This is a genomic window from Labrys sp. HAY1-8F (genome assembly GCF_056754975.1).
In genome coordinates, this window is record NZ_JBPGWZ010000002.1 from 4,819,732 (window position 1) to 4,841,185 (window position 21,454).

A 21,454-nucleotide genomic window follows, 5' to 3' on the forward strand; every position below is an offset into this window, starting at 1 on the left:
AAAACACTCCGGCGCCGGGGCTCCCGGGTGTCTGGCGTGGCAGCGTATGATATCGGCAACACTTCTTGTTTTTTAATCACACCGCATTGACACCCACTGGCTGTTTCAATTTTGTACTGTCCATGTGTTGAGTTTTCCGGCTCTCGTCTGCCTGGTACCGCCGGACTTAACCGAACAGTAACCATAATGATGGCGGTACTAGCTACGCGCTGACGTATTCGGGGGTACTATGAAACTGGTCCATTTCGCCATGCTCGCGGTCATGTCGCTGAGTCTGGGCGCTTGCCAATACACCAAGACGGCCGATCCCGTGCTCTCGGAGCGGGACGCGCAGTTCATGGCGATGATTCCCACCGGCGACGTGGACAAGATGTTTGCCCGCTACATGGTCGACAATCCCACTGGCGAACCGGCGGGCGTAGTGGTTGTCGAGACCAAGCAGCATCTGCTCTATTATACGCTGCCCGACGGCAAGGCGATGCGCTATGGCGTGGCCCTTGGCAGCGAGGCCTTCGGGTGGACGGGTGAAGCCGTCATCGACCACAAGGCCGAATGGCCGACCTGGAATCCGCCGGCCGAGATGATGGTGCGCTGGCCGCATGTCAAGCGCACCGAAGGGGGGTGGACCAACCCGCTGGGGGCGCGTGCGCTTTATCTCTTCCAGGGCGGCAAGGACACGCTCTATCGCATTCACGGCACCAACGAACCCGAGAAAATCGGCCGCAGCGTCTCGTCCGGCTGCATCCGGATGCGCAACATCGACGTGATCGATCTCTATAACCGCGTTCCCGCCGGTACGAAGGTGATCGTGCGCTGAGGCGGATTTCGGCGGCGTGCTCGTCACGGCGCCGCATCCAAGGTAATTTCGACAAGAGCCCCGGATCGCACCGGGGCTTTTTTGTTGGCCCTGCTGCCCCCGGGGCAGCTTCGTGTCGGCGGGACGAGCCGCGGGCATTCGGCGGAAACCTGCCGACTTTTCGGATCTGGCCAATCGGGCTTCGGCTCATATGCGAATGAAAGCCCGGCATGGGGGACTATGCGCGAGGCGCTTCAGTATCTTCCATGGGCTTCTGACTTCCGCTGGTTTGGCGGCGGCTGCGTGGCAGCGATCGGTCATTCGTGGCGAGTGGAGGAGGATGAAGGCGGGACTGCGGCGCCAACCAGATTCACGCCGTGCTCGCGCCCGATCTTCCCGGGCCCGGTATCGGCAGGCGTGAGGCGTCTTCGACAAAGGCCGATATCCGGCTGGAGCCTAGTCTGATCGGCTGCATAAGCCATTCAGGGACCCGAGACGAAGCTCAGCACCGGATGAGCGCGGCCGAAAATGGCGTCAGCCGCCGGCTTCGGCGTATGCTTGCCTGGCGGGCCGGTTGATACGGGTCCCAATGCCACCTGCCTCGGCAGGCAAAGCGTCGCATCCGGACAAACCTGCCGCCGATTGCGGCAGGTCCAGTGCCGTAAAGGAAAGTATAGCCGGGTCTTACGACTGGGCCATTTGCTGGAGGCGCGTATAGGCTGCCTCCGCGCTCATCTGGCGCTGATCCTTTTCCTTGCGGGCTGCCCCGACGGCGGCGGCCAGAGCCGGGATGGCGATCTTGCCATAACGATCCTCGAGCTTTTCCCGCTTCTCTTGTGCGGGCTGCTGGAGACGCGATCCCTCGATGTCCATAATCTGGTCCTCAACCAAGGTACACGACAAGTACGTGCACAGATTTACGCAGTTACGACAACAACTTGGCTCATAATTGACAGCGAAGGCGTGGGAATTATGACGGAGCGGCGACATGATTATCTTATTTGCGACATCGCCGTCATTTTACTGCAACATGTTGCAAGAACGTCACAAGTAAATAAGCCTGCAGCTCATAAAGAAAGCCGCGCTTTGCGGCGCGGCTGCGATGCTTTCATAAGTTCAATGTTACCGATATGCCGCGCCTCTATCGTTGCGGTCGTGTCGCATATCGACAAATGGGGGATGCTTTCGCCTAAAGTGTTTTGCGATTCAGCGGTAACGCCAAGAATCGCAAAGACGCATCGAACCAAAGAGCGAAAGCAAAGCAGGGTTTGGCTCTAAACGCGCTTTGCCTTAGGCGGCGAGGTCGTCGTCTTCGTCGCGCAGGCAAGCCGGCATCTCATGCTTGGGCTTCTCCGGCTTGGCGACAACGCGTGCCACCTGGGCCGCTGCCGCGGCGACGGCCGAAATGCCGATGGCGCGATAGAGATGCTGGAGCTGCTCGCGCGGGGAGCCTTGCGGCGGTGCGAGCGCTTCGCTTGGTCGGTCGGTAGAAAGAGGGGAGGTCGTCATAATTAACTCCATACGCAACGACACGCTCTACTTGTTGTCACCCTGAGGGTGCTTTGAAGCGAGGTGAAGGCCGGACTGTGAATATTTGGCGGCGAAAGTATCATGGTTAACGTGAAAGCCCCGTGATACTTCGCACGGCATGACCAGCAATATACGCCGGGCCACCTGAATGTTCGATTAACCAGGCCCGGTGGCGCGCGAAAATTCTCACACGTGCGGCAGGGCCCAGGGCTGTACGCTGACGATGGACCAGGCCGTGCCGCTCTTGCGGCAGCTCTTGCCCTGATACCATTGGGCCGGGCCCTGGCCGCCCTGGGCTGCGACGAAGCTGCGGCAGGTAAGCTTGTTTTCGACATAGCTATCGGCAACCGGCGTGACCAGGCCATGTACGCCGGTTGTCATGCTGGACCACGCTATGGAGGCGCCCGGATTCTGGGGGTCCATTCCCGCCTGCAGCGCAGCCTTGGCTTGCTGCCAGTCGGCATCGGTCATGCTGGCGTTCAGGCGGATGTCCTGTTCGGGGATCGAACCTGTCGTCGTCTTGTCCTCGGCCGAGCCGAAGATCGGGCCGAGGGGCGTCGAAATGGCGCAGCCTGTCAAAATGACACTGGCGAACAGCACTGACAGTGGGCCGCGGACGCGGTAGGCGTTATAACCGCCCTTGAAGACGAACAGGCTGAACACAGTGGAGCCACCCCAATGACCATGACGTTAGGTAATCCTGGCACGGGCGAGTTAACGCCGGGTGACTCGGCTGGCTTCCTCGGCGCGTCCGAACCGTTTTTGTTGTTCGCGCAATGGCTGGCGGAAGCGGAGAAATCCGAGCCGAACGACCCCAACGCGATGGCGCTCGCCACGGTGGATCCGGAAGGCCTGCCGGACGTGCGCATGGTGTTGCTCAAGGGCCTCGATGACAAGGGTTTCGTCTTCTATACCAACACACAGAGCGCCAAGGGCACGGAATTGGGCGGCACGCCCAAGGCCGCCTTGCTGTTTCATTGGAAGAGCCTGCGCCGGCAGGTGAGGGTGCGTGGGCCGGTCGACCGCGTCACCGATGCGGAGGCGGACGCCTACTTCGTCACGCGCCCGCGTGGCAGCCGAATCGGCGCCTGGGCGTCGCAGCAGTCGCGGGCACTCGAAGGGCGCTTCGCCCTTGAAAAGGCCGTGGCGACCTATACGGCCAAATTCGCCATCGGCGAGATCCCGCGTCCTCCCCATTGGACCGGTTTCCGCATCCTGCCGGTGCAGATCGAATTCTGGCACGACAGGCCGTTCCGATTGCATGACCGCCTGGTTTTCCGGCGTGCCGAGAGCCAGGGCGGCTGGCGGCGCGAGCAGCTCTATCCCTGAGAGGGGCGCGCGCCCATTTGGAGCAACGGCCTCTGGGGGTGCAATTGGGCCCGGCTCGGCTGTCGCGGCGATCCGCCACCCTATTTCATTTGGGCGTCGTGATATCTATGTCTTCTGGCATGGCTCCTTGGAGCCGCCTCTTTTTCGATCGGTATCCGTCATGGCAAGCAGTTCCGCCCAGCATCCGCAGCGCGCGATGATTCTCACCGGCGCCTCCCGGGGGATCGGGCATGCGACCGTCAAGCGCTTTTCAGCGGCAGGCTGGCGGGTCATCACCTGCTCCCGCCACGCTTTTCCCGAGGAATGTCCCTGGGAGGCAGGCCCGGAGGATCACATCCAGGTCGATCTCGCCGATCCGGCCAATACCGAGGAAGCGATCGAGGAGATCAAGCGCCGTCTCGACGGCACCGGCCTGCATGCGCTGGTCAACAACGCGGCGATTTCGCCAAAGGGCAAGAGCGGCTCGCGCCTGAGCAGCATCGAGACCGGGCTTTCGGATTGGCAATGGGTGTTCCAGGTCAATTTCTTTGCGCCGATCATGCTGGCGCGCGGGCTGATCCAAGAGCTCGAGCAGGTCAAGGGCTCGGTGGTGAACGTCACCTCGATTGCCGGCGCACGCGTTCATCCCTTTGCCGGTGCCGCCTATTCGACCTCCAAGGCCGCCCTGGCTGCCTTGACCCGCGAGATGGCCTCGGACTTTGCGCCGCGCGGCATCAGGGTCAATGCGATCGCGCCTGGCGAAATCGATACCTCGATCCTTTCACCCGGTACCGAAAAGATCGTCGCTCAGATTCCGATGCGGCGCCTCGGTACACCCGATGAAGTGGCCAAGACCATCTACTTCCTCTGCACGGATCAGAGCTCCTATGTGAACGGGGCCGAGATCGCCATCAATGGCGGCCAGCATGTGTGAAGGCGGTATTCCGGGAACGATAAGGCGGCTGCCGATGCTTTCGGCGTAACAGGGACGGTCTATTCCTCAACAAATAGACCTATCGCCCCTTCCCCCCTGCGCAGCCTTCCGTTATTCATGCCGTTCCTTTCGAATAGGCAGTTGCGGAATGACAGCAAGTGGATTGATGGCCGGCAAGCGCGGCCTCATCATGGGTGTGGCGAATAATCGATCGATCGCCTGGGGCATCGCCAAGGCGTGCAGGCAGCATGGCGCCGAGCTGGCCTTCACCTATCAGGGGGATGCCCTGAAGAAGCGCGTCGAGCCATTGGCTGCCGAACTCGAGGCCCTGGTCGTCGGCCATTGCGACGTCACCGACGGGGCCAGCATCGATGCCGTGTTCGCCGAAGTCGCTGCCAAATGGGGCAAGCTCGATTTCATCGTTCACGCCATCGCCTTTTCGGACAAGGACCAGCTCGACGGCCGCTATCTCGAGACGACCGAAGAGAACTTCACCAAGACGATGCTGATCTCCTGCTATTCGCTCACCTCGGTCGCCCAGCGCGCCGAGAAGCTGATGACGGATGGCGGCTCGATCCTGACGCTGACCTATTATGGCGCCGAGAAGTGGATGCCGCACTATAACGTCATGGGCGTGGCCAAGGCCGCTCTTGAGGCGAGCGTGCGCTATCTCGCCGCCGATCTCGGCGAGAAGGCGATTCGGGTGAACGCCATCTCCGCCGGTCCGATCAAGACTTTGGCCGCTTCCGGCATCGGGGATTTCCGCTACATCCTGAAGTGGAACGAATATAACGCGCCGCTACGCCGCACCGTCACCATCGAGGAGGTGGGCGAAGCAGGAGCATATCTGCTATCCGACATGTCGCGCGGCGTTACCGGCGAAGTGCATCATGTCGATGCCGGCTACCATGTGGTCGGCATGAAGAATCCGACCTCGCCCGACATCACGCTCGCCGGCAAGGACTGAGAGCGAGGGCAGGCCTTGGAGCGCCGGTCCAGCAACTGCTGACAGGCCGGACAGCACGAAACGAGGTGGGCGTTCGCCGATGGCGTGATGCCCGTCCGAGCGGATTCTTCTTGATCGAGCCGTGTGCTCGATCAAGAAGAATCCGCAAGCTCTCAAACACTTGCGAGCTTCTCGGTGTTACCCATTCGAGGGCGACATCTGGAAGCTCTGCTTGGGGAGGCAGGACGGCCTCCCGTCTGATTCATGCGTCCAAAGCAGGAGTAAGCCCGTGGCGCCCACACTTTACTTCATGCGCCACGGCGAGACCGATTGGAACGCCGAAGCGCGCCTGCAAGGCCAGCAGGACATTCCCCTCAACCAGGTCGGACGCAAGCAGGCCACCGAGGCCGGCCACAAGCTTGCCGAGGTCCTGCCGGCGCCGGATGGTCTGCCCTGGCTGGTCAGCCCGCTCGGGCGCACCCGCGAGACGGCGGAACTGGCACGCAAGGCGATCGGCCTGCCACCGCAGCGCTACACCACCGATGACCGTCTCAAGGAACTGACCTTCGGCGATTGGGAAGGCCGGACCTGGGCCGAACTGCGCTCGGTGGATCGCAACATGGTGAAGGCGCGGACTGCCGACAAATGGGCCTATGTCCCGCCGCGCGGCGAGAGCTACGCCATGCTGCATGACCGCATCGCACTCTGGCTCAAGACTGTGACTCAGGATCTCGTGGTGGTCAGCCATGGCGGCGTTGCCCGCGTGCTGATGGTGCTGCTGGCGGGAAAAGCCAGCGGTCAGGCCGCCGAGGAGCCGATCTGGCAGGGCAAGCTTTTGGTCTTCCGCAACAAATCGGCTGAATGGGTCTAGGGGCAATTGCTCACCCCCTAGTCATCCCGTGCGCGATGCAGCATGGAATGCTGCTTCGCAGTCAGACCAAACCTCGGTTTGGTTCCGGGGACCGCGCTGAGAATGAGCCTCGGTTGGCTTACGATCCCGGATCTGCGCCGCATCACTACGTGCTGCAGCGCGTCCGGAATGACCCACGTGAGCAATTACGTCTAAGATATTTCCCGAAAAGGCGGGCTGGCCAGAGCCGCCGAAGCAGATACCGGCTTCGGCGGTTTGTGGTCGTCAGGCCCGGCGAGGCTTGTTAGCCTCGTCGAGCAGAGGCCGCTCGTGGCGGCAGCAGATTCGGGTCAGGTGGCCGGGCCGCCCTTGTGCTTGCAGCTTTCGCGGAATTTCTTGCGGGGTTTGCCTTTCAGTCCCTGCTTGTCGGCGGCATCGGAGCACGCCTTGGAAATCGCCGCCTTCTTGCTGGCATCGAGCGTGGGTTTCTTGGCCTTCGGGGTCGTCGGCGCAGTGGCGGGCGCCATCTGCTCGGTCGGAGCGGTCGTTGCCGGTGGTGAAGCTTGAGGAGTGGTCTGCGCCGAGGCTGCGCCAACGCCTAAGGAAAGTGCCAATGCAATTGCCGGAAGCAGGCCAAAACGACGTAGGTTCATGGTATTTCCTCCAGTATATTTCGATCTTGATAGCGATTTCGATATCCAGACCGACTCAGACATGGAACCGCGAGATGGCCGAATTTTGACCTTCGTTTGAGAATTCGGCGGCGCTACCTGATCGAATCCTAATTCGATCCCGAATAATGCCTTGTCTATTCTGATCGATCGGAGCCGCGGCAAGCCAAAGCTGGGCAGACGTTTAGCGCTGGGCGAGCGGCCGAAATTGAGTTTTGGTACGAATGCTGTAGAAGGCGCCCATCACCCGTTCCCTGCGAGTTCTCATGTCCTTCAACAGCTTCGGCCATCTCTTCCGCGTCACCACCTATGGCGAGAGTCACGGCGTGGCGCTGGGCTGCGTGATCGATGGCTGTCCGCCGCGCCTGCCGATCAGCGAGGCGATGATCCAGGGCTTCCTGGATCGCCGCAAGCCGGGGCAGAGCCGCTTCACCACCCAGCGCCGCGAGCCGGATAGCGTGCGTATCCTTTCGGGCGTGATGGCCGACGAAGCGAGTGGGCTGTTGCTGACCACGGGAACCCCGATCCACCTGATGATCGAGAATGTCGATCAGCGCTCCAAGGATTATGGGGAGATCAAGGACAAGTATCGCCCCGGCCATGCGGATTATGCCTATGACGTCAAATATGGCATCCGTGACTATCGCGGCGGCGGGCGGTCCTCGGCACGCGAGACGGCGGCCCGCGTGGCGGCCGGGGCGGTGGCCCGGCAGGTCCTGCCGGGCGTGAGCGTTCGGGGGGCGCTCGTGCAGATGGGGCCGCACAAGATCGATCGCAGCCGCTGGGACTGGGAGGCGGTGAACGCCAATCCGTTCTTCTGTCCGGATCCGGTCGCGGCCGCCTTCTTCGAGGACTATCTCGATGGCGTGCGCAAGGCGGGCTCCTCGATCGGCGCCGTGATCGAGGTGGTGGCCGAAGGGGTGCAGCCTGGCCTCGGCGCCCCGATCTACGGCAAGCTCGATTCGGATCTTGCCGCGGCGATGATGAGCATCAATGCAGTCAAGGGCGTGGAGATCGGGGACGGTTTCGCCGCAGCCGAACTCGGAGGCGAGGCGAATGCCGACGAGATGCGCATGGGCAATGACGGAAGGCCGCTATTCCTGTCCAATCATGCCGGCGGCATTCTCGGCGGCATCTCCACCGGCCAGCCCGTGGTGGTGCGCTTCGCGGTGAAGCCGACCTCCTCCATCCTGCAGGAGCGCCGTACGGTGGATCGCTATGGCCGCGACACCGATATCATCACCAAGGGGCGTCACGACCCCTGTGTCGGTATCCGGGCCGTACCGGTGGGAGAGGCGATGATGGCCTGCGTGCTCGCTGACCATGTCCTGCGTCATCGGGGGCAGGTCGGCACGCCGCTGGCCTGGCCGTTCGAGAAATAAGGGGCGGGCCTTCAGACCCGCCTATAGCAAAACGCGTTCAGGCGTGAACGCTTATTGCTCTAACTCTTTGTTCTGGCGCGTCTTTGCGATTTGAGGTGATTCCGTCTAATCGCAAAACGCTCTGGACACGTACCGCCCGATGGCGGGTCTGAAGACCCGCTCCTTGATTCATCGCCCGATATCGTAACCCTTGTCGCGCAGCTTCACGAGAGCGGCCTCGAGTTCGGGATCGATCTTGCCGGGCATGATGATCCTGGGCTGAACGATGAGGTCGCCGGGGCCGTCCTTGGCCTGCACGCCCTTGCCCTTGAGGCGGAAGGAGCGCAGCCCCGTGGTGCCGGCGGGCAAAGTAAGATCGACGGAGCCATCCAGCGTCGGTACGCGCACCTTGGCGCCGAGCGCTGCCTCATAGACGGTCACGTTGACGTCGACACGCACGTTCCTGCCATCGGCGCGGAACGTATCGTGCGGCGCCACGGCCACCGTGATCAGCGCATCGCCGGGTTCGCCGCCGAACGGACTGGGCTCGCCCTGGCCCCTGAGGCGGATGGTCTTGCCAGGAGCGATGCCGGCCGGAATGGAGGCGTCCACCATGCGGCCTGGCCCGAGCTCGACCCGTGTCTTGCCGCCCAGCGCCCAGACCGTGAAGGGAATCTGGCCGGTGACCTGGATGTCGTCGCCGCGGGGCGCCGAACCACGCGAACTGCCGCCGCGCTGGGCGCGTCCGCCGAACATCTCGCTGAGAATGTCGTCGAAACCGCCGGCAAAACCTCCGCCGGCGCTGCTACTACTACCGCCCCGACCGCCACCAAAATTGAATTCGAAGCCGCCGGTATCGCGCCCAAATCCACCACCGGAGCCGCCCGCGGCCTCGAAGCCCTGGAAGCGCGGCTTGCCCTCGGCGTCGATCTCGCCACGGTCGAACTGGGCCCGCTTCTTCTCGTCACCGACGATTTCATAAGCGCTGTTGACCTCGGCGAACTTCGCCGCGGCCTTGGCATCCTTGTTCTGATCGGGGTGGTACTGCTTGGCGAGCTTCCGGAAGGCCTTCTTGATCTCAGCCAAGCTTGCCGTCTTGGAAACGCCAAGGACGCTATAGGGGTCACGCATGTTTCAAAATCTCTCCCGCCGGCCCCCTCATGGGCAGCCTGCCACCGTGGCACAAGGCCCACGTGTGCCTGGAACATGGGATTTGGCGGGAGATTCCGCAATATGTTCGCGCTGCGAAATCTCTGGAAGGCGGCGATTTCGGCCCATGCGTCGAGCATGCGACGTTCGGGTACGAGTTTGACGCATCATAGCCGATTTCTGGCTCCTGCGTGAATTCGGTATGCCACGCCGACCAAATTCCTTATGGAGGGCGAGAAAGGGCTGTAGACTGGGATTCGACATGCCGATACGCGCGATACTCTTCGACAAGGACGGGACCCTGGTCGACTTCCACCTCACCTGGAGCGCCGCCGCCTATGCTGCCATGCAGCGCCTGAGTGGTGGCGACCCCGAGAAGATGGCGAAGCTGGTCGAGATCAACGATTACGACCTGGAGAGCCACCGCATTCTGCCGCATTCGGTGCTGGTGGCTGAATCTTCGGCCGATTATGGCGTCGCCTGGGCCGAGGTGCTCGGGGAGGTCGCCGATACGGCCTTCTTTGAGCAGATGGACCGTATCTTCATCGAAGAAGGCCTGAAACACGTCACGCCGATCGGGGATCCGCCCTGGCTGTTGTCCACCCTGAAGAGCCGGGGCTACCTCCTGGGCATCTGCACCAATGACTCCGAAGCGGGCGCCCGTGCCCACTGCGAGAAGCTCGGCCTGATGCCCTGGCTCGACGCCGTACTTGGCTATGATTCAGGCCATGGCCGCAAGCCGGAGCCGGGCCCGGTGCTCGGCTTTGCCGGGGCTTTCGGGGTCGCGCCTCGGGAAATCGCCCTGGTCGGCGATTCCACCCATGACCTGCATGCCGTCAAGGCAGCCGGAGGCACAGCCATCGCCGTACTCAGCGGCTTCGCGCAGCGGGAGGAATTGGCGCCGCATGCCGATCATGTCATCGAGAGCGTGATGGACCTGCCCAATCTCCTGCAGTCGCTGGCGAGCGCGCCCTGATGCTGCGGCGTCCGGCGCCTCCGCCGATCGGCTGGGCCCGTGTCGCGCAGAGTTTGGCGGTCTTTGCCTTCGAGGTCGTGCTGATTTCGCTGGTTCTGATGCGCTTTCATCTCGCCCCGCTCAAGGCTGGTTTTGCCGCCTTGTGCGCGGGACTGCTGGCGGCCTGCGCCGCCTTGCTCTGCGCCGTGATCGCCTTCCAGGTGATCTGGCGCAAGGGCGAGCGGGGCTTCGGCCGGGCCTTCAGCGCTTTCCTGCTCGCCATCCTGCTGCTGGGCCCTGCGGCGATTGCCGCCAGTCTCGCTCTCAGCGTGCCTGACATCGTCGATGTCAGCACCGATCCCGACGATCCGCCGCCTTTGGCCCATGCCGCCCGCACGCGCGCTGGCGATGCCAATTCGACCGCCTACGCGGTGGGGCTTGCAGCCTATCAGCGCAAAGCCTTGCCGCAGATCCAATCGATTCTCCTCGATGTCCCGCCGGATGATATCCGCAAAATTGCGCTTCGCCTGATGCGGGAGAGGCGCTGGCAGATCGTGGGCGATCTGCGCTTTGGCGAGATGGCTGCGCGCATTCGCTTGCCGGACAGCATCCGCGAGGATGGCGATTCCGCGGACTCCGACACGGCCGGAGGCGCGCCCACAGGATCGGCCGCCACGCAAAGGCGCTTTAGCGATCGCATCGAGGCGATCGCCTCATCCACGCTTCTGGGTACCACCGATGATATCGCCCTGCGCATCCGGGGCGAGGGCGGCAAGACGCGCATCGACATGCGCTCGGCGGCTCGCTACGGCTCCTACGATTTCGGTGCCAACGCCAAGCATGTGCAGAGTTTCATGGCCGAATTGCGCGATCGAGCTCTGACGCCGGATCAGGCCAGCCAGTAATGGCCCGCCATGGAAGGAGCCCCTTCGGTGACGACCTTGCCGCGCTGGACCAGGTCTTCGAGATGGGCGAACAGGTTGAGGGTCGCCGCTCCCTGTAGCCCGGCCGGCAGTCCCGCATAGACCCTGGCGGTCAATGGCGTGATCGGCGTGGGGCCGTCTCCCAGGGCCTGGAGGATCGAGGCCTCACGCATGCGGCGGTGCTGGATCATGGCGCGCACGAAACGCTGGGGCTGCTCGACCGGCCCGCCATGACCGGGAAAGTAGCGTGCCTCCGGCCTGCCGATGAGCTTCTCCAGCGAGGCCATGTAGTCGCCCATCGAGCCATCGGGCGGGGCGACGATGCTGGTGGACCAGGCCATGACATGGTCGCCCGACAACAGCACCTTGTCCGCCTCCAGCGAAAATGCGAGATGGTTGGCGCAGTGACCGGGGGTCGCCACCGCCGTCAACGGCCAGTCCGGTGGCCCGAACCGATCGCCCTCGGCCAGAACCACGTCGGGATGGAAGGCGAGGTCGCCGGCGGCGTCGAGCAGATTGACCTCGCCTTCATGCAGGGGCCGGGCGCTGCGATGCGGGCCGGCGCCATGAGTGGGTGCGCCGGTGGCCGATACCAGTGCCGGCACGGCCGGCGAGTGGTCGCGGTGCGTGTGCGTGACGGCAATCGCCACCACTTCCTCGCCGCGCACTGCCGACAGCAGGGCAGCGACATGGCCGGGATCGTCCGGGCCGGGATCGATGATGGCAACCTTGCCGCGTCCGACGATATAGGAACAGGTGCCGGTGAAGGTGAAGGCTCCGCCATTGGGAGCCACGATACGGCGGACACCCGGCGACAATTCCTCGAGGACACCCGGCAATGGCGCGGCGCGATTATAGGGGATGTCTTCGCTCATATGGATTTCCAGTATCGATAAATTTTGTGCGGCGCGGCAAGGGTCGATCGCCCGTGGGGTTCATATCGCCTCTTGCGTACAAACGTCCTTTGGATGAAACTCATTTCGCACTGGTGTGGAATGGATCTGGTCATCCGGCCAGATCGGGACTGGGAGCGTAAGATGGCGCAGAGCGGCACCGTCAAGTTCTTCAACACCCAAAAAGGCTATGGCTTCATAACGCCTGACGATGGTGGACGCGACATCTTTGTTCACATCACCGCAGTCGAAAGTTCCGGTCTGGGTACATTGTCGGAAGGCCAGAAGATCTCCTTCGATGTCGAACCCGACAAGAAGGGCAAGGGACCGAAGGCCGTTAATCTGGTGAAGGCCTGACTGCTATTTCCGCACTAGCGGCTGAAATGCAGTATTGGATGGACGAGCGCTCGCAGGAGCGCTCATGATTCCAGCACTGGATCTCGGCTCCGCCATGCAATTGCGCTCCTCGCCCCCGTCGCCCTTTGGGCGGAAAGTCAAGATTGCCGCGCACTATCTTGGCTTGCTCGATAGCATCACCGTGGTTCCTGCGGATACCAATGACCCGCAGGACAGCCTGTGCGGGCAGAATCCGCTCGGCAAGATCCCGGTACTGATCCTGGAAGACGGGACCATTCTCTACGACAGCCGGGTCATTCTCGATTATCTCGACCACCTCGCCGGGGGTGGGCGCATCGTGCCGCATGGGGCGGGGCGCTATGAGGTGCTGACGCGTCAGGCCTTGGCGGACGGCATCATGGATGCCTCATTGCTCCAGGTCTATGAGGCGAGGATGCGTCCCGAAGACCAGCGCAGCGCCAAATGGCTCGACATCCAGGCCGGCAAGGTTTCGCGCGGCCTGGCCGCGTTCGAGGCGCGGGCAGGGGCCTTCGATCCGGCGCTGGATGCGGGAAGCATCGCGCTGGCCTGTGCGCTCGGCTATCTCGATTTGCGCTTCGCCGGAACCTGGCGGCAGCATTTTCCCAAGCTGCAGGCCTGGCTGGCTGCCTTCGAGGCGGAAATCCCGGCCTTCGGTCTGACACGCCCGGAATAATATCAGGTCTCGAAGATGCCGATGCATCCGAGATTTGAGCACCTCACGATTTTCGACACCAAATCAAAGATTTGGCGAAAATCGTGAGGCGGAACCATGAGTCATTGTCAATGCCTCATGGCATAATGCCGTTGGCCTTGAGCGGTGGTTGTCGCCTCCGCCCGGTCATGTCGTTGCGGTTCGTCTGAAAGCTTGGGGCGCTAGCGCTGCGGCGCCTCTTCACGCTGGCGTGCTTCCCAGGCCGCGCGCAAGGCCGCGCTTTCGCCTTCGAAGCGTTCCTGCGTGACCTCGCAACGGCGGATGCGGTCGGCCCGGAAGCTGCGGAAGTCCCGGCGTAGTTCGCACCAGGCGACGACATGCATCACCTCGACATAATAGACCATGGCGATCGGGCGAATGATGCGTCGGCTTTCCCGCCCCTGAGCGTCGGCATAATGCAGCAACAATTTGCGTTCGTCGCGAATGGCCAGGCGAATGGCGGAAAGATCGACGCTGACCGGCTCGGGATGGATCCATTGCGGCACGAAGAGACGGGTCTTGTCGATGGGCTCGCGATTGGCAATCGGCAGGACGCTGGCGATTTTGGCTCGGATCGAGCCCGCCGCCGTCTTGAGCGCGCGGTCGTCGGTGCGTTCCAGCAGGCCAAGGGCAACCACCAGGGCTTCGACTTCCTCGATCGACAGCATCAGCGGCGGCAGGTCATAGCCCGAGCGCATGACATAGCCGATGCCGGCTTCGCCATAGATGGGCACTGACAGGGCCTGAAGCGACGCGATATCGCGATAGATGGTGCGCTTGGCGACTTCGAGCTGCACGGCGATCGCCTCGGCCGTCACCGGCTTCTTGGCAACGCGCAGGAGCTGGATGATCTCGAACAGGCGTGTGGTGCGGCGCAGGGAGACAAGCCGTTAATCGCGGTCTCCGCAGAGACTGCTGACAGATTCATGTCAGCAAGGTCCTGCTTCAATGTGCATCTGTCAATCGGTATCCAGCCATATCGGAGATTGCGATGTCCATCGAGGAAAGCGTGCCGGCCGCATTCTCCCCGCGCCATTTCGGCGTGGTGCTGGTGACGGCCTCCGCCATCCTGTGGAGTACGGCCGGCTATTTCACTCGGGCGGTGCCGCTCGACATCGCTGCCTTGCTGTTCTGGCGGGGCCTGTTCGGCGCAGCCACCAGCCTGGCCTTCATCCTGGCTCTAGAGGGGCGTAATACCTGGCGCAGCTTCAGGGCGATGGGATGGATTGGGCTGGGCTTCTGCCTGCTGTCGAGCCTGGGCATGGCATGCTTCGTCGCGTCGCTACGGCTTACCAGCGTGGCTCATGTTTCGATCATCTATGCCACGGTGCCATTTGCGGCGGCCGGGTTGGCCTGGCTGGTGATGCGCGAGCGGGTTTCCGCCGCCGTGCTGGTCGCCAGCCTGTTGGCCGTTGCCGGCGTGGCAATGACCGTGGTTGGCGGAGGCGGGCAGGGGAGCCTGATCGGCGATGCCCTGGCGCTTGCGATGACGGTGCTGGTTGCCGCTTTCGTGGTGATGCGGCGGCGCTTTCCCGACGTACCATTGGTGCCGGCCGCCTGCCTGTCGGCGCTGGTGCCGTCGCTGATCAGCGCGCCCCTGATGTCGAGCTGGCCGGCCGATGGCCAGCAGGTTGCCATGCTGGTGGCCTTTGGCGTGAGCAATATGGGGCTCGCCCTGGTCTGCTTCACCATAGGTGCGAAATTCATTCCCGCTGCACAGACGGCGCTGATCGGCGCGCTGGAAACGCCGCTCGCTCCCCTCTGGGTCTGGCTTGCTTTCGGAGAAGCGCCGGGAATGGCGGCCTTGGCTGGCGGTGGCGTGGTTCTCCTGGCCGTGGTGGGCAGTATGATCTGGGAAGGCCGGACATCCCTGGCCAAAGCTGGATAGCGGCGCCCGAACGAAAAAGGCCCGGCGCTGTGCCGGGCCTCTTCGGAGCGCTGTCTTCCGAACGGATCAGAAGTGATAGTTCACGCCCAGCTTGATGTCGCTGCCGCCATAACCGGCCTTGACGATACCGCTGCGGATGTCGAAGTCATCCTTGCCATAGCTGGTGTAGTTGTACTCAGCCCGGACCGAAACCTCTGGGGTTACGCGATATTCAGCACCGAAGCCGGCGGTCCAGCCGACCTGCCACTGCGAATCCTTGGCACCAAAGCGGTTGATCTCGACATCGCCGAAGGCGAGACCGGCCTTGATGTAAGGCAGGAAGTCGCCCATGGCATAGCCGAGGCGGGGCGTGATCGAGCCGTTGAAGCCGTAGGTACCCTTATGGCCATCATATTTGTCGGTGATGTCCGCATAGTTCAGCGAACCTTCGAGACCGACCACGATCGGATCGTACTGCATGTTGTAGCCGGCCTGGACACCGCCGGTGAAGCCGCTGGCCTCGTTCAGGCGGACGCCGCGATTGGCGTCGAAGTCACCGGAAAAGCCGTAGCCGAGATTGATACCGGCATAGAAGCCCGTCCAAGTCACGTTGGAAGCCGGAGCCTGATAGGCCGGCGCGGGCTCCTGATACTGCGGAATATCGGCCGCAAAGGCGGACCCGGTGATCAGCGTCGCTGCTGTGGCGAGAAGAAGCTTTTTCATCGTGAACTCCTGGAACTCATACACGCGATGACGCCGGTATCCCCAACCCATCGAACAATCATGCGACCGTGTTACGTGAAGACTATTAAGAGAAGGTTGCCTGATGGGTTTATTAGGTAGATTTAACAAGGCAATATTATGGCAACGATTTAAATTATATTTGAAATAATTTATTAACCATGATGTATGTTCTGTAAATTTCCTTAACGTAATTCTGTGATTATTATAGTTAACAAGAAATTGATATTGTGATTTCTGGCGCGGCTCGGATGGTTTGTCATTCCCAGCCAGCGGCATAAGGCGTGGGTGCATTGGCAAAATCGGAGTGAACCGAACCCAAATCATAGTTGAACGCCGTTGCCCGGGCTGACCAGCGATTATATTGCACGCCACCGCAGGCCAGATCATCGCCTCGGCCCGAGGTGAGGCCGGGCAGGAGGCACAGGCTCGTCGGGCGCGCATTGCGCAGGGGCGGACGGTTCTTGCTGTTCTCGCCCAGGGAATCGATCGGGATGGAGCCGACGATGTCGATGTCGTCATGTCCAGCCGTCGGGCGCGCTGGCTTGACGGCAGCCTGCGGGATGACACCCGCCAGCACCGGTGCCTTGGTCACGGCAATGAAGCGACCGGTCCACACCAGCGAAAGTGCGGAGGGCGCCCCGGGCACGGTTTCGCCGGCCTGCGCCACTCCGGTGAGGGGCTGCCAGGCCAGGATCGCGCAAGTGAGGAAAGTGACCTTCAGCATCGTGTCCCAGAGTTGCCTGTTCCGGTGCCAAAGCGTTTTGCGACTTGATGGAGACACCACGAATCGCAAACACGCGTCAAACTAAAGAGCCGGAGCAAAAAAGCGTTCGGCCGTGAACGCATTTTGCTCCGGTGCCAGCACGGGCCAGCCCGTCACTTGAACAATGCCCAGAGGTTGTTCGACGTTAACGCTGGGCAGCAATCTGCCCGCATCGTAAACGCAGTATGAAGACAGGCCGACCGACGGAATGGAGAAAATGGTGGAAAAAGTACAAGCGTTTTTCGTTTTGCCGGGATCGGCAAGAATCGCAAAGACGCGTCGAACCAATGAGCTAGACCAAACGAGCGTTCAGTCATGAACGCGCTTTGCCCTAGGGCGCAATGCGCTTTGGTGACGGGCGCTGCCAAGCGTATCGGTCGGAGCATCGCGCTTGGTCTGGCGCAGGGCGGATATCATGTCGCGCTCCATTGCAATCGCTCGCGCGCGGAAGCGGAGGGGGTGGCGGCCCAAATAGCGGCCATGGGCCGCAGGACCTGCATCGTCGTCGGTGATCTGACCGCGGGAGACAAGGTGAGCGCGATCGTCGAGCAGGCGCGCGCTGGCATCGGCACCCTCGACCTGTTGGTGAATTCGGCCTCGATGTTCGAACCGGACAGCATCGGCAGCCTCCAGGCACAGATCTGGAACCGGCAATTCGCCGTCAACGCCCAGGCCCCGATCTTTCTCGCCCAGGCTTTTGCGGCTCAGGTCGATCCGCACGCTTATGACCCGTCCATCGTCAACCTGATCGACCAGCGCGTGCTGCATCCCCGGCCTGATTATGTTTCCTATTATCTCAGCAAATCCGTGCTGCATGTCGCCACGCAGACCCTGGCCCAGGCCCTGGCACCGCATATCCGCGTCAATGGCATCGGTCCCGGCCCGACCATGCAGGCCGCCTCTCAGACACCCGAGGAATTCGCCGCCGAGGCGGCCGGCACGCCACTCGGCCACGGCAGCGCCGTGGAGGATATCGTGGAGGCCGTGCTCTACCTCGCCCGGGCCCGCAGCGTCAGCGGCCAGATGATCGCCGTCGACGGCGGCCAGCATCTGGCATGGGCTGAGTAGTCCGAGCGGGAATAGCCCGGGTGCGCCGGGGATTGGAGGCAATTTCACCAGTGATCTGCGTGCCCTCTCGTCAGCGTGCCTCCCGCGTCCTATTTATCAGCCATGACCGACTCGCCCGATCTTGCCGAAACCGAGGAAGCCTCCTCCTCCGTCGACTTTGCCTTCGACGAAAAAGCCGTGCCGTCCTCGCTGCGGGCGGGGACCGCGGTCATCCATGCCTTCTGGAAGACGCTGCCCAATGCCCCGGGCGTCTATCGCATGATCGATGCGGAGGGCACGGTGCTCTATGTCGGCAAGGCGCATTCGCTCAAGAAGCGGGTGGCGAGCTACGCCCGCGGCATCGCGCCGACCGCTCGCATCGCCCGCATGATCGCCGAGACGGCGGCGATGGAATTCGTCACGACCCAGACGGAAACCGAAGCCCTGCTGCTCGAGATCAATCTGATCAAGAGCCTGAAGCCGCGCTTCAACGTGCTGCTGCGCGACGACAAGTCCTTTCCCTATATCCTGCTGACGGGCGACCATCCGGCGCCGCAACTGACCAAGCATCGCGGCGCGCGCACGCGCAAGGGCGATTATTTCGGCCCCTTCGCCAGCGTTCTGGCCGTCAACCGCACCATGAATGCGCTGGAGCGCGCCTTTCTCATTCGCTCCTGCACGGATTCGGTGTTCTCGACCCGTACGCGCCCTTGCCTGCTGCACCAGATCAAGCGCTGCTCCGCGCCTTGCACCGGCGAGGTCTCGATCGAGGACTATGCCGGCCTGGTGAGCGAGGCGCGCGCCTTCCTGACCGGCAAGTCCAAGGCCATCAAGGAGGCGATGGCCCGTGAGATGGAACAGGCCGCCGAGACCTTGGAGTTCGAGCGTGCCGCCCGCTATCGCGACAGGCTCGCGGCGCTTTCGGCCATTCAGTCGACCCAGGGCATCAATCCGCGCTCGATCGAGGAGGCGGACGTCTTTGCCGTGCACGAGCAGGCCGGCCAGTTCTGCATCGAGGTGTTCTTCTTCCGCACCGGCCAGAACTGGGGCAATCGCGCCTATTTCCCCAAAGCCGACCGCACGCTGAGCGAGGCCGAAGTGCTCGATGCCTTCCTCGGCCAGTTCTATGACGATAAGCCCGCCCCCAGGCTCGTCCTGCTTTCGCATGAGGTCGAGGGCGGCGAGATCCTCCAGCAGGCGCTTTCCCTGCGTGCCGGCCATCGCATCGAGATCGCGACGCCCAAGAGGGGTGAGAAGCGCGACCTCGTCGAGCACGCCCTTACAAATGCCCGGGAGGCCCTCGGGCGGCGTCTGGCCGAATCCTCCTCGCAGCTCAAGCTGCTGGAAGGCGTTGCCGAAGCCTTTAGCCTCGAGGAGGCGCCACGCCGCATCGAGGTCTATGACAACTCTCACATCATGGGTACCAACGCCGTCGGCGGCATGGTCGTGGCGGGGCGCGAGGGCTTTGCCAAGACGCATTATCGCAAGTTCAATATCAAATCGACGGAGATCACACCGGGCGATGACTACGGCATGATGCGCGAAGTGCTGCAGCGGCGCTTTTCCCGCCTGATCAAGGAGACGCCTCGGGAGGACGCGGCGGAACCGGAAGAGGGCGTTGTGCCATCCTGGCCTGATCTCGTCCTGATCGACGGCGGTGCCGGACAGATGCAGGTCGCCCGCGAGGTCTTTGCCGATCTTGGCGTCGAGGATGTCGCGCTGGTCGGTGTCGCCAAGGGGGTCGATCGCGATGCCGGCCGTGAGACCTTCATCGTTGAAGGCAAGTCGCCCTTCAAGCTCGCCCCACGCGATCCCGTGCTCTATTTCGTGCAGCGTCTGCGTGACGAAGCCCACCGCTTCGCCATCGGCGCCCATCGCCAGAAACGCTCCAAATCCATGAAGGAGGGGGGCCTGCAGGAAATCGGCGGCATCGGCCCGCAGCGCAAACGCGCATTGCTGCGGCATTTCGGCACTCTCAAGGCGATCGAACGCGCCTCGATGGCCGATCTCGAAGGCTGTCCAGGCATCGATCAGGCGACCGCCCGCAAAGTCTATGACTTCTTTCACGAGAAGGCCTCCTGAACTTTCGCCTCATCCCTTAATCCCGGTTGACGGCGCGGCCCGCGCCATGTTCCTTCAAGCCATGACAGCACCTGTGCCCACCAAGCGAACATCACCGCTCTCCCTGCCGAATATCCTCACCTATGGCCGGATTGCGGCGGTGCCGGTGGTGGTGGCCTGCCTGTTCTGGCCGGAGGTGATCTGGGTGCGCTGGGTTGCCTTCGGAGCCTTCGCCCTGGCGGCGGTGACGGACTATTTCGATGGCTATCTCGCCAGGGCCTGGGGGCAGCAATCCTCGCTTGGGCGCATGCTCGATCCGATCGCCGACAAACTCTTGGTGTCCGCCTGCCTGCTCATGCTGGCGGCGACGGGGACCGTGAGCACCGGCAACCTGTCCGTATGGGCTGCAATCGTCATTCTGTGCCGTGAGATTCTGGTTTCGGGCCTCAGGGAATTCCTGGCCGAATTGCGCGTTTCCGTGCCCGTGACGCGGCTCGCCAAATGGAAGACCACGGTCCAGCTCCTGGCGATCGGCTTCCTGCTGGCTGGTCCTGCCGGCGATGCGGTTCTGCCCGGCTGCACGATCATCGGCCTGGTGCTGCTTTGGGTTTCGGCTGTGGTCACGCTCTATACGGGGTATGATTATTTCCGCAGCGGCGTGCAGCATCTCCTCGAAGATGCGTAATGAGGCTGGAGGACGCGCGATGAAGCTGATCTATTTCGCCTGGCTGCGCGAACGCATCGGCGTGCCGGAAGAGGAAGTCGACTTGCCGGCCGAGGTCAAGACGGTCGACGATCTGATGCAGTTTCTGTCCGAGCGCAGCGAGGCCCATGCCCATGCCTTCGAGAACCGCAAGATCGTGCGGGCGGCAATCGACCGGCGCCATGTCAAGCCGGCGGCTCCGCTTGCCGGGGCGAGGGAAGTCGCCTTCTTTCCGCCCATGACGGGTGGTTAGACCAAAATGACTTTTCTTCGAATCGCTATTTTAGTCTAACTCTTTGTTTTAACGCGTTTTCTTAATCGAAAAGTCTAGCAACTTTTCTGGAAAACGCTTTGGGCCGTCGGGAGCGGGAAGAGTGAGCGTTCGTCTGCAGCGTGAGGATTTCGACGTCGCGGCCGAGGTCGCCGCGCTCACGCGGGGACGCACGGATATCGGCGCCGTGGTCAATTTCATCGGAATCTGCCGGGCCGGACCGGAAGACGATCGCATCAGCGCCATGACGCTGGACCACTATCCCGAGATGGCCCAGGCCGAGCTCGAGCGCATCGAGGCCGAGGCGTGCGAGCGCTGGCCGCTGCAGGGCGTCACCATCATCCATCGTCATGGCCGCCTGGTGCCTGGCGACAACATCGTCCTGGTGGTGACGGCCTCGATGCACCGCCAGGCCGCCTTCGAGGCCGCTTCCTTCCTGATGGACTATCTCAAGACGCGGGCGCCCTTCTGGAAGAAGGAAGAACGAGCCTCCGGTACCGGCTGGGTCGCCGCCAAGAATGAGGACGATGCTGCCGCCGCACGCTGGGCGACGAAGAAGTCCTAATGCAGTTTCCCTGGCGACAGACTTAGCCCGCCCGGCGTGCCATTGCCG

Annotated in this window: 26 protein-coding genes; 16 read left to right on the forward strand and 10 right to left on the reverse strand. The window is 62.6% G+C overall.

Going from position 1 to position 21,454, the window contains the following annotated elements:
* The first annotated feature begins 229 nt into the window (after positions 1–229).
* Positions 230–817 carry a L,D-transpeptidase gene (locus ACR9ZN_RS31315; RefSeq protein ID WP_434955505.1) on the forward strand — a complete coding sequence of 196 codons (588 nt, stop codon included), beginning with the start codon at positions 230–232 and terminating at the stop codon, positions 815–817.
* 663 nt (positions 818–1,480) lie between these two features.
* Here the strand turns inward: ACR9ZN_RS31315 and ACR9ZN_RS31320 are convergent.
* From ACR9ZN_RS31320 to ACR9ZN_RS31330, 3 genes are all read right to left on the reverse strand, one after another.
* Complete coding sequence (locus ACR9ZN_RS31320; RefSeq protein ID WP_149251642.1) at positions 1,481–1,669, reverse strand: hypothetical protein; 189 nt, start codon at positions 1,667–1,669, stop codon at positions 1,481–1,483.
* A 417-nt stretch (positions 1,670–2,086) separates the two neighbouring features.
* Positions 2,087–2,305, reverse strand: coding sequence for a hypothetical protein (locus ACR9ZN_RS31325; RefSeq protein ID WP_434955506.1), 219 nt, complete (start codon positions 2,303–2,305; stop codon positions 2,087–2,089).
* Positions 2,306–2,512: 207 nt separating this feature from the next.
* Positions 2,513–2,989, reverse strand: a complete 477-nt coding sequence (locus ACR9ZN_RS31330) for an RT0821/Lpp0805 family surface protein (RefSeq protein ID WP_481274070.1) — start codon at positions 2,987–2,989, stop codon at positions 2,513–2,515.
* A 15-nt stretch (positions 2,990–3,004) separates the two neighbouring features.
* Here ACR9ZN_RS31330 and pdxH point away from each other — a divergent pair, with 15 nt between their 5' ends.
* From pdxH to ACR9ZN_RS31350, 4 genes are all read left to right on the forward strand, one after another.
* The gene (pdxH, locus tag ACR9ZN_RS31335) at positions 3,005–3,655 is read left to right on the forward strand and encodes a pyridoxamine 5'-phosphate oxidase (protein ID WP_481274071.1); all 651 of its coding nucleotides are present in this window, start codon (positions 3,005–3,007) and stop codon (positions 3,653–3,655) included.
* A 160-nt stretch (positions 3,656–3,815) separates the two neighbouring features.
* Complete coding sequence (locus ACR9ZN_RS31340; RefSeq protein WP_434955509.1) at positions 3,816–4,568, forward strand: SDR family NAD(P)-dependent oxidoreductase; 753 nt, start codon at positions 3,816–3,818, stop codon at positions 4,566–4,568.
* Between the two features lie 148 nt (positions 4,569–4,716).
* The gene (gene fabI / locus ACR9ZN_RS31345; RefSeq protein ID WP_481274072.1) at positions 4,717–5,535 is read left to right on the forward strand and encodes an enoyl-ACP reductase FabI; all 819 of its coding nucleotides are present in this window, start codon (positions 4,717–4,719) and stop codon (positions 5,533–5,535) included.
* A gap of 268 nt (positions 5,536–5,803) precedes the next feature.
* The gene (locus ACR9ZN_RS31350; protein WP_434955510.1) at positions 5,804–6,385 is read left to right on the forward strand and encodes a histidine phosphatase family protein; all 582 of its coding nucleotides are present in this window, start codon (positions 5,804–5,806) and stop codon (positions 6,383–6,385) included.
* A 329-nt stretch (positions 6,386–6,714) separates the two neighbouring features.
* Here ACR9ZN_RS31350 and ACR9ZN_RS31355 read toward each other — a convergent pair whose 3' ends face one another.
* Positions 6,715–7,080 (reverse strand): hypothetical protein, encoded by a 366-nt coding sequence (locus ACR9ZN_RS31355; protein WP_481274073.1) that lies wholly within the window; start codon positions 7,078–7,080, stop codon positions 6,715–6,717.
* Positions 7,081–7,301: 221 nt separating this feature from the next.
* Between ACR9ZN_RS31355 and aroC the strand changes: the two genes are divergently transcribed.
* Positions 7,302–8,417: a chorismate synthase gene (gene aroC / locus ACR9ZN_RS31360; protein ID WP_441774513.1), complete on the forward strand. Its 1,116-nt coding sequence runs from the start codon at positions 7,302–7,304 to the stop codon at positions 8,415–8,417.
* A 168-nt stretch (positions 8,418–8,585) separates the two neighbouring features.
* Here the strand turns inward: aroC and ACR9ZN_RS31365 are convergent, their stop codons facing one another.
* Positions 8,586–9,527: a DnaJ C-terminal domain-containing protein gene (locus ACR9ZN_RS31365; RefSeq protein ID WP_481274074.1), complete on the reverse strand. Its 942-nt coding sequence runs from the start codon at positions 9,525–9,527 to the stop codon at positions 8,586–8,588.
* Between the two features lie 280 nt (positions 9,528–9,807).
* On the opposite strand from ACR9ZN_RS31365, the gene ACR9ZN_RS31370 reads away from it, so the two are divergent.
* Entirely contained in the window at positions 9,808–10,521 is a 714-nt protein-coding gene (locus ACR9ZN_RS31370) for an HAD family hydrolase (protein WP_481274075.1), read from the forward strand.
* Positions 10,521–11,405, forward strand: a complete 885-nt coding sequence (locus ACR9ZN_RS31375; RefSeq protein ID WP_481274076.1) for a DUF1499 domain-containing protein — start codon at positions 10,521–10,523, stop codon at positions 11,403–11,405. Before ACR9ZN_RS31370 ends, ACR9ZN_RS31375 begins: the two co-directional genes overlap by 1 nt.
* On the opposite strand, the gene ACR9ZN_RS31380 is transcribed toward ACR9ZN_RS31375, so the two are convergent.
* Entirely contained in the window at positions 11,390–12,298 is a 909-nt protein-coding gene (locus ACR9ZN_RS31380) for an MBL fold metallo-hydrolase (RefSeq protein ID WP_434955516.1), read from the reverse strand. The genes ACR9ZN_RS31375 and ACR9ZN_RS31380 overlap by 16 nt on opposite strands.
* A 162-nt stretch (positions 12,299–12,460) precedes the next feature.
* On the opposite strand from ACR9ZN_RS31380, the gene ACR9ZN_RS31385 reads away from it, so the two are divergent.
* Positions 12,461–12,673 carry a cold-shock protein gene (locus ACR9ZN_RS31385; protein ID WP_068284736.1) on the forward strand — a complete coding sequence of 71 codons (213 nt, stop codon included), beginning with the start codon at positions 12,461–12,463 and terminating at the stop codon, positions 12,671–12,673.
* 64 nt (positions 12,674–12,737) lie between these two features.
* The gene (locus ACR9ZN_RS31390; RefSeq protein WP_481274077.1) at positions 12,738–13,367 is read left to right on the forward strand and encodes a glutathione S-transferase; all 630 of its coding nucleotides are present in this window, start codon (positions 12,738–12,740) and stop codon (positions 13,365–13,367) included.
* 200 nt (positions 13,368–13,567) lie between these two features.
* Here the strand turns inward: ACR9ZN_RS31390 and ACR9ZN_RS31395 are convergent, their stop codons facing one another.
* Positions 13,568–14,263, reverse strand: a complete 696-nt coding sequence (locus ACR9ZN_RS31395) for a helix-turn-helix transcriptional regulator (protein ID WP_454813220.1) — start codon at positions 14,261–14,263, stop codon at positions 13,568–13,570.
* Positions 14,264–14,376: 113 nt separating this feature from the next.
* Here ACR9ZN_RS31395 and ACR9ZN_RS31400 point away from each other — a divergent pair, with 113 nt between their 5' ends.
* Positions 14,377–15,273: a DMT family transporter gene (locus ACR9ZN_RS31400; protein WP_454813221.1), complete on the forward strand. Its 897-nt coding sequence runs from the start codon at positions 14,377–14,379 to the stop codon at positions 15,271–15,273.
* A 66-nt stretch (positions 15,274–15,339) separates the two neighbouring features.
* On the opposite strand, the gene ACR9ZN_RS31405 is transcribed toward ACR9ZN_RS31400, so the two are convergent.
* The 3 genes from ACR9ZN_RS31405 to ACR9ZN_RS31415 all read right to left on the reverse strand — a co-directional run bounded on the left by ACR9ZN_RS31405 (position 15,340) and on the right by ACR9ZN_RS31415 (position 17,047).
* Positions 15,340–15,975, reverse strand: a complete 636-nt coding sequence (locus ACR9ZN_RS31405; RefSeq protein ID WP_434955520.1) for an outer membrane protein — start codon at positions 15,973–15,975, stop codon at positions 15,340–15,342.
* Between the two features lie 277 nt (positions 15,976–16,252).
* Positions 16,253–16,720: a hypothetical protein gene (locus ACR9ZN_RS31410; protein WP_454813222.1), complete on the reverse strand. Its 468-nt coding sequence runs from the start codon at positions 16,718–16,720 to the stop codon at positions 16,253–16,255.
* 81 nt (positions 16,721–16,801) lie between these two features.
* Positions 16,802–17,047: a hypothetical protein gene (locus tag ACR9ZN_RS31415; protein ID WP_454813223.1), complete on the reverse strand. Its 246-nt coding sequence runs from the start codon at positions 17,045–17,047 to the stop codon at positions 16,802–16,804.
* A gap of 27 nt (positions 17,048–17,074) precedes the next feature.
* Here ACR9ZN_RS31415 and ACR9ZN_RS31420 point away from each other — a divergent pair, with 27 nt between their 5' ends.
* From ACR9ZN_RS31420 to ACR9ZN_RS31440, 5 genes are all read left to right on the forward strand, one after another.
* Complete coding sequence (locus tag ACR9ZN_RS31420) at positions 17,075–17,827, forward strand: SDR family oxidoreductase (protein ID WP_454813224.1); 753 nt, start codon at positions 17,075–17,077, stop codon at positions 17,825–17,827.
* A gap of 102 nt (positions 17,828–17,929) precedes the next feature.
* Positions 17,930–19,888, forward strand: coding sequence for an excinuclease ABC subunit UvrC (gene uvrC / locus ACR9ZN_RS31425; protein ID WP_481274078.1), 1,959 nt, complete (start codon positions 17,930–17,932; stop codon positions 19,886–19,888).
* 61 nt (positions 19,889–19,949) lie between these two features.
* Positions 19,950–20,552, forward strand: a complete 603-nt coding sequence (gene pgsA / locus ACR9ZN_RS31430; RefSeq protein WP_434955525.1) for a CDP-diacylglycerol--glycerol-3-phosphate 3-phosphatidyltransferase — start codon at positions 19,950–19,952, stop codon at positions 20,550–20,552.
* Between the two features lie 19 nt (positions 20,553–20,571).
* Entirely contained in the window at positions 20,572–20,823 is a 252-nt protein-coding gene (gene moaD / locus ACR9ZN_RS31435) for a molybdopterin converting factor subunit 1 (protein WP_481274079.1), read from the forward strand.
* 121 nt (positions 20,824–20,944) lie between these two features.
* Positions 20,945–21,406 carry a molybdenum cofactor biosynthesis protein MoaE gene (locus ACR9ZN_RS31440; protein WP_454813226.1) on the forward strand — a complete coding sequence of 154 codons (462 nt, stop codon included), beginning with the start codon at positions 20,945–20,947 and terminating at the stop codon, positions 21,404–21,406.
* The last annotated feature ends 48 nt before the right edge of the window (positions 21,407–21,454 follow it).

Bases quoted from the DNA above. Each gene is read 5' to 3' on its own strand.
- ACR9ZN_RS31355 (WP_481274073.1), bottom strand. From the start codon at position 7,080: ATGTCTGAGTCGGTCTGGATATCGAAATCGCTATCAAGATCGAAATAT.
- ACR9ZN_RS31405 (WP_434955520.1), bottom strand. From the start codon at position 15,975: ATGAAAAAGCTTCTTCTCGCCACAGCAGCGACGCTGATCACCGGGTCC.
- ACR9ZN_RS31370 (WP_481274075.1), top strand. From the start codon at position 9,808: ATGCCGATACGCGCGATACTCTTCGACAAGGACGGGACCCTGGTCGAC.
- ACR9ZN_RS31320 (WP_149251642.1), bottom strand. From the start codon at position 1,669: ATGGACATCGAGGGATCGCGTCTCCAGCAGCCCGCACAAGAGAAGCGG.
- moaD (WP_481274079.1), top strand. From the start codon at position 20,572: ATGAAGCTGATCTATTTCGCCTGGCTGCGCGAACGCATCGGCGTGCCG.
- ACR9ZN_RS31390 (WP_481274077.1), top strand. From the start codon at position 12,738: ATGATTCCAGCACTGGATCTCGGCTCCGCCATGCAATTGCGCTCCTCG.
- ACR9ZN_RS31380 (WP_434955516.1), bottom strand. From the start codon at position 12,298: ATGAGCGAAGACATCCCCTATAATCGCGCCGCGCCATTGCCGGGTGTC.
- ACR9ZN_RS31385 (WP_068284736.1), top strand. From the start codon at position 12,461: ATGGCGCAGAGCGGCACCGTCAAGTTCTTCAACACCCAAAAAGGCTAT.
- ACR9ZN_RS31365 (WP_481274074.1), bottom strand. From the start codon at position 9,527: ATGCGTGACCCCTATAGCGTCCTTGGCGTTTCCAAGACGGCAAGCTTG.
- pdxH (WP_481274071.1), top strand. From the start codon at position 3,005: ATGACCATGACGTTAGGTAATCCTGGCACGGGCGAGTTAACGCCGGGT.
- ACR9ZN_RS31420 (WP_454813224.1), top strand. From the start codon at position 17,075: ATGAACGCGCTTTGCCCTAGGGCGCAATGCGCTTTGGTGACGGGCGCT.
- pgsA (WP_434955525.1), top strand. From the start codon at position 19,950: ATGACAGCACCTGTGCCCACCAAGCGAACATCACCGCTCTCCCTGCCG.
- uvrC (WP_481274078.1), top strand. From the start codon at position 17,930: ATGACCGACTCGCCCGATCTTGCCGAAACCGAGGAAGCCTCCTCCTCC.
- ACR9ZN_RS31375 (WP_481274076.1), top strand. From the start codon at position 10,521: ATGCTGCGGCGTCCGGCGCCTCCGCCGATCGGCTGGGCCCGTGTCGCG.
- ACR9ZN_RS31315 (WP_434955505.1), top strand. From the start codon at position 230: ATGAAACTGGTCCATTTCGCCATGCTCGCGGTCATGTCGCTGAGTCTG.
- fabI (WP_481274072.1), top strand. From the start codon at position 4,717: ATGACAGCAAGTGGATTGATGGCCGGCAAGCGCGGCCTCATCATGGGT.
- ACR9ZN_RS31340 (WP_434955509.1), top strand. From the start codon at position 3,816: ATGGCAAGCAGTTCCGCCCAGCATCCGCAGCGCGCGATGATTCTCACC.
- ACR9ZN_RS31325 (WP_434955506.1), bottom strand. From the start codon at position 2,305: ATGACGACCTCCCCTCTTTCTACCGACCGACCAAGCGAAGCGCTCGCA.
- aroC (WP_441774513.1), top strand. From the start codon at position 7,302: ATGTCCTTCAACAGCTTCGGCCATCTCTTCCGCGTCACCACCTATGGC.
- ACR9ZN_RS31410 (WP_454813222.1), bottom strand. From the start codon at position 16,720: ATGCTGAAGGTCACTTTCCTCACTTGCGCGATCCTGGCCTGGCAGCCC.
- ACR9ZN_RS31400 (WP_454813221.1), top strand. From the start codon at position 14,377: ATGTCCATCGAGGAAAGCGTGCCGGCCGCATTCTCCCCGCGCCATTTC.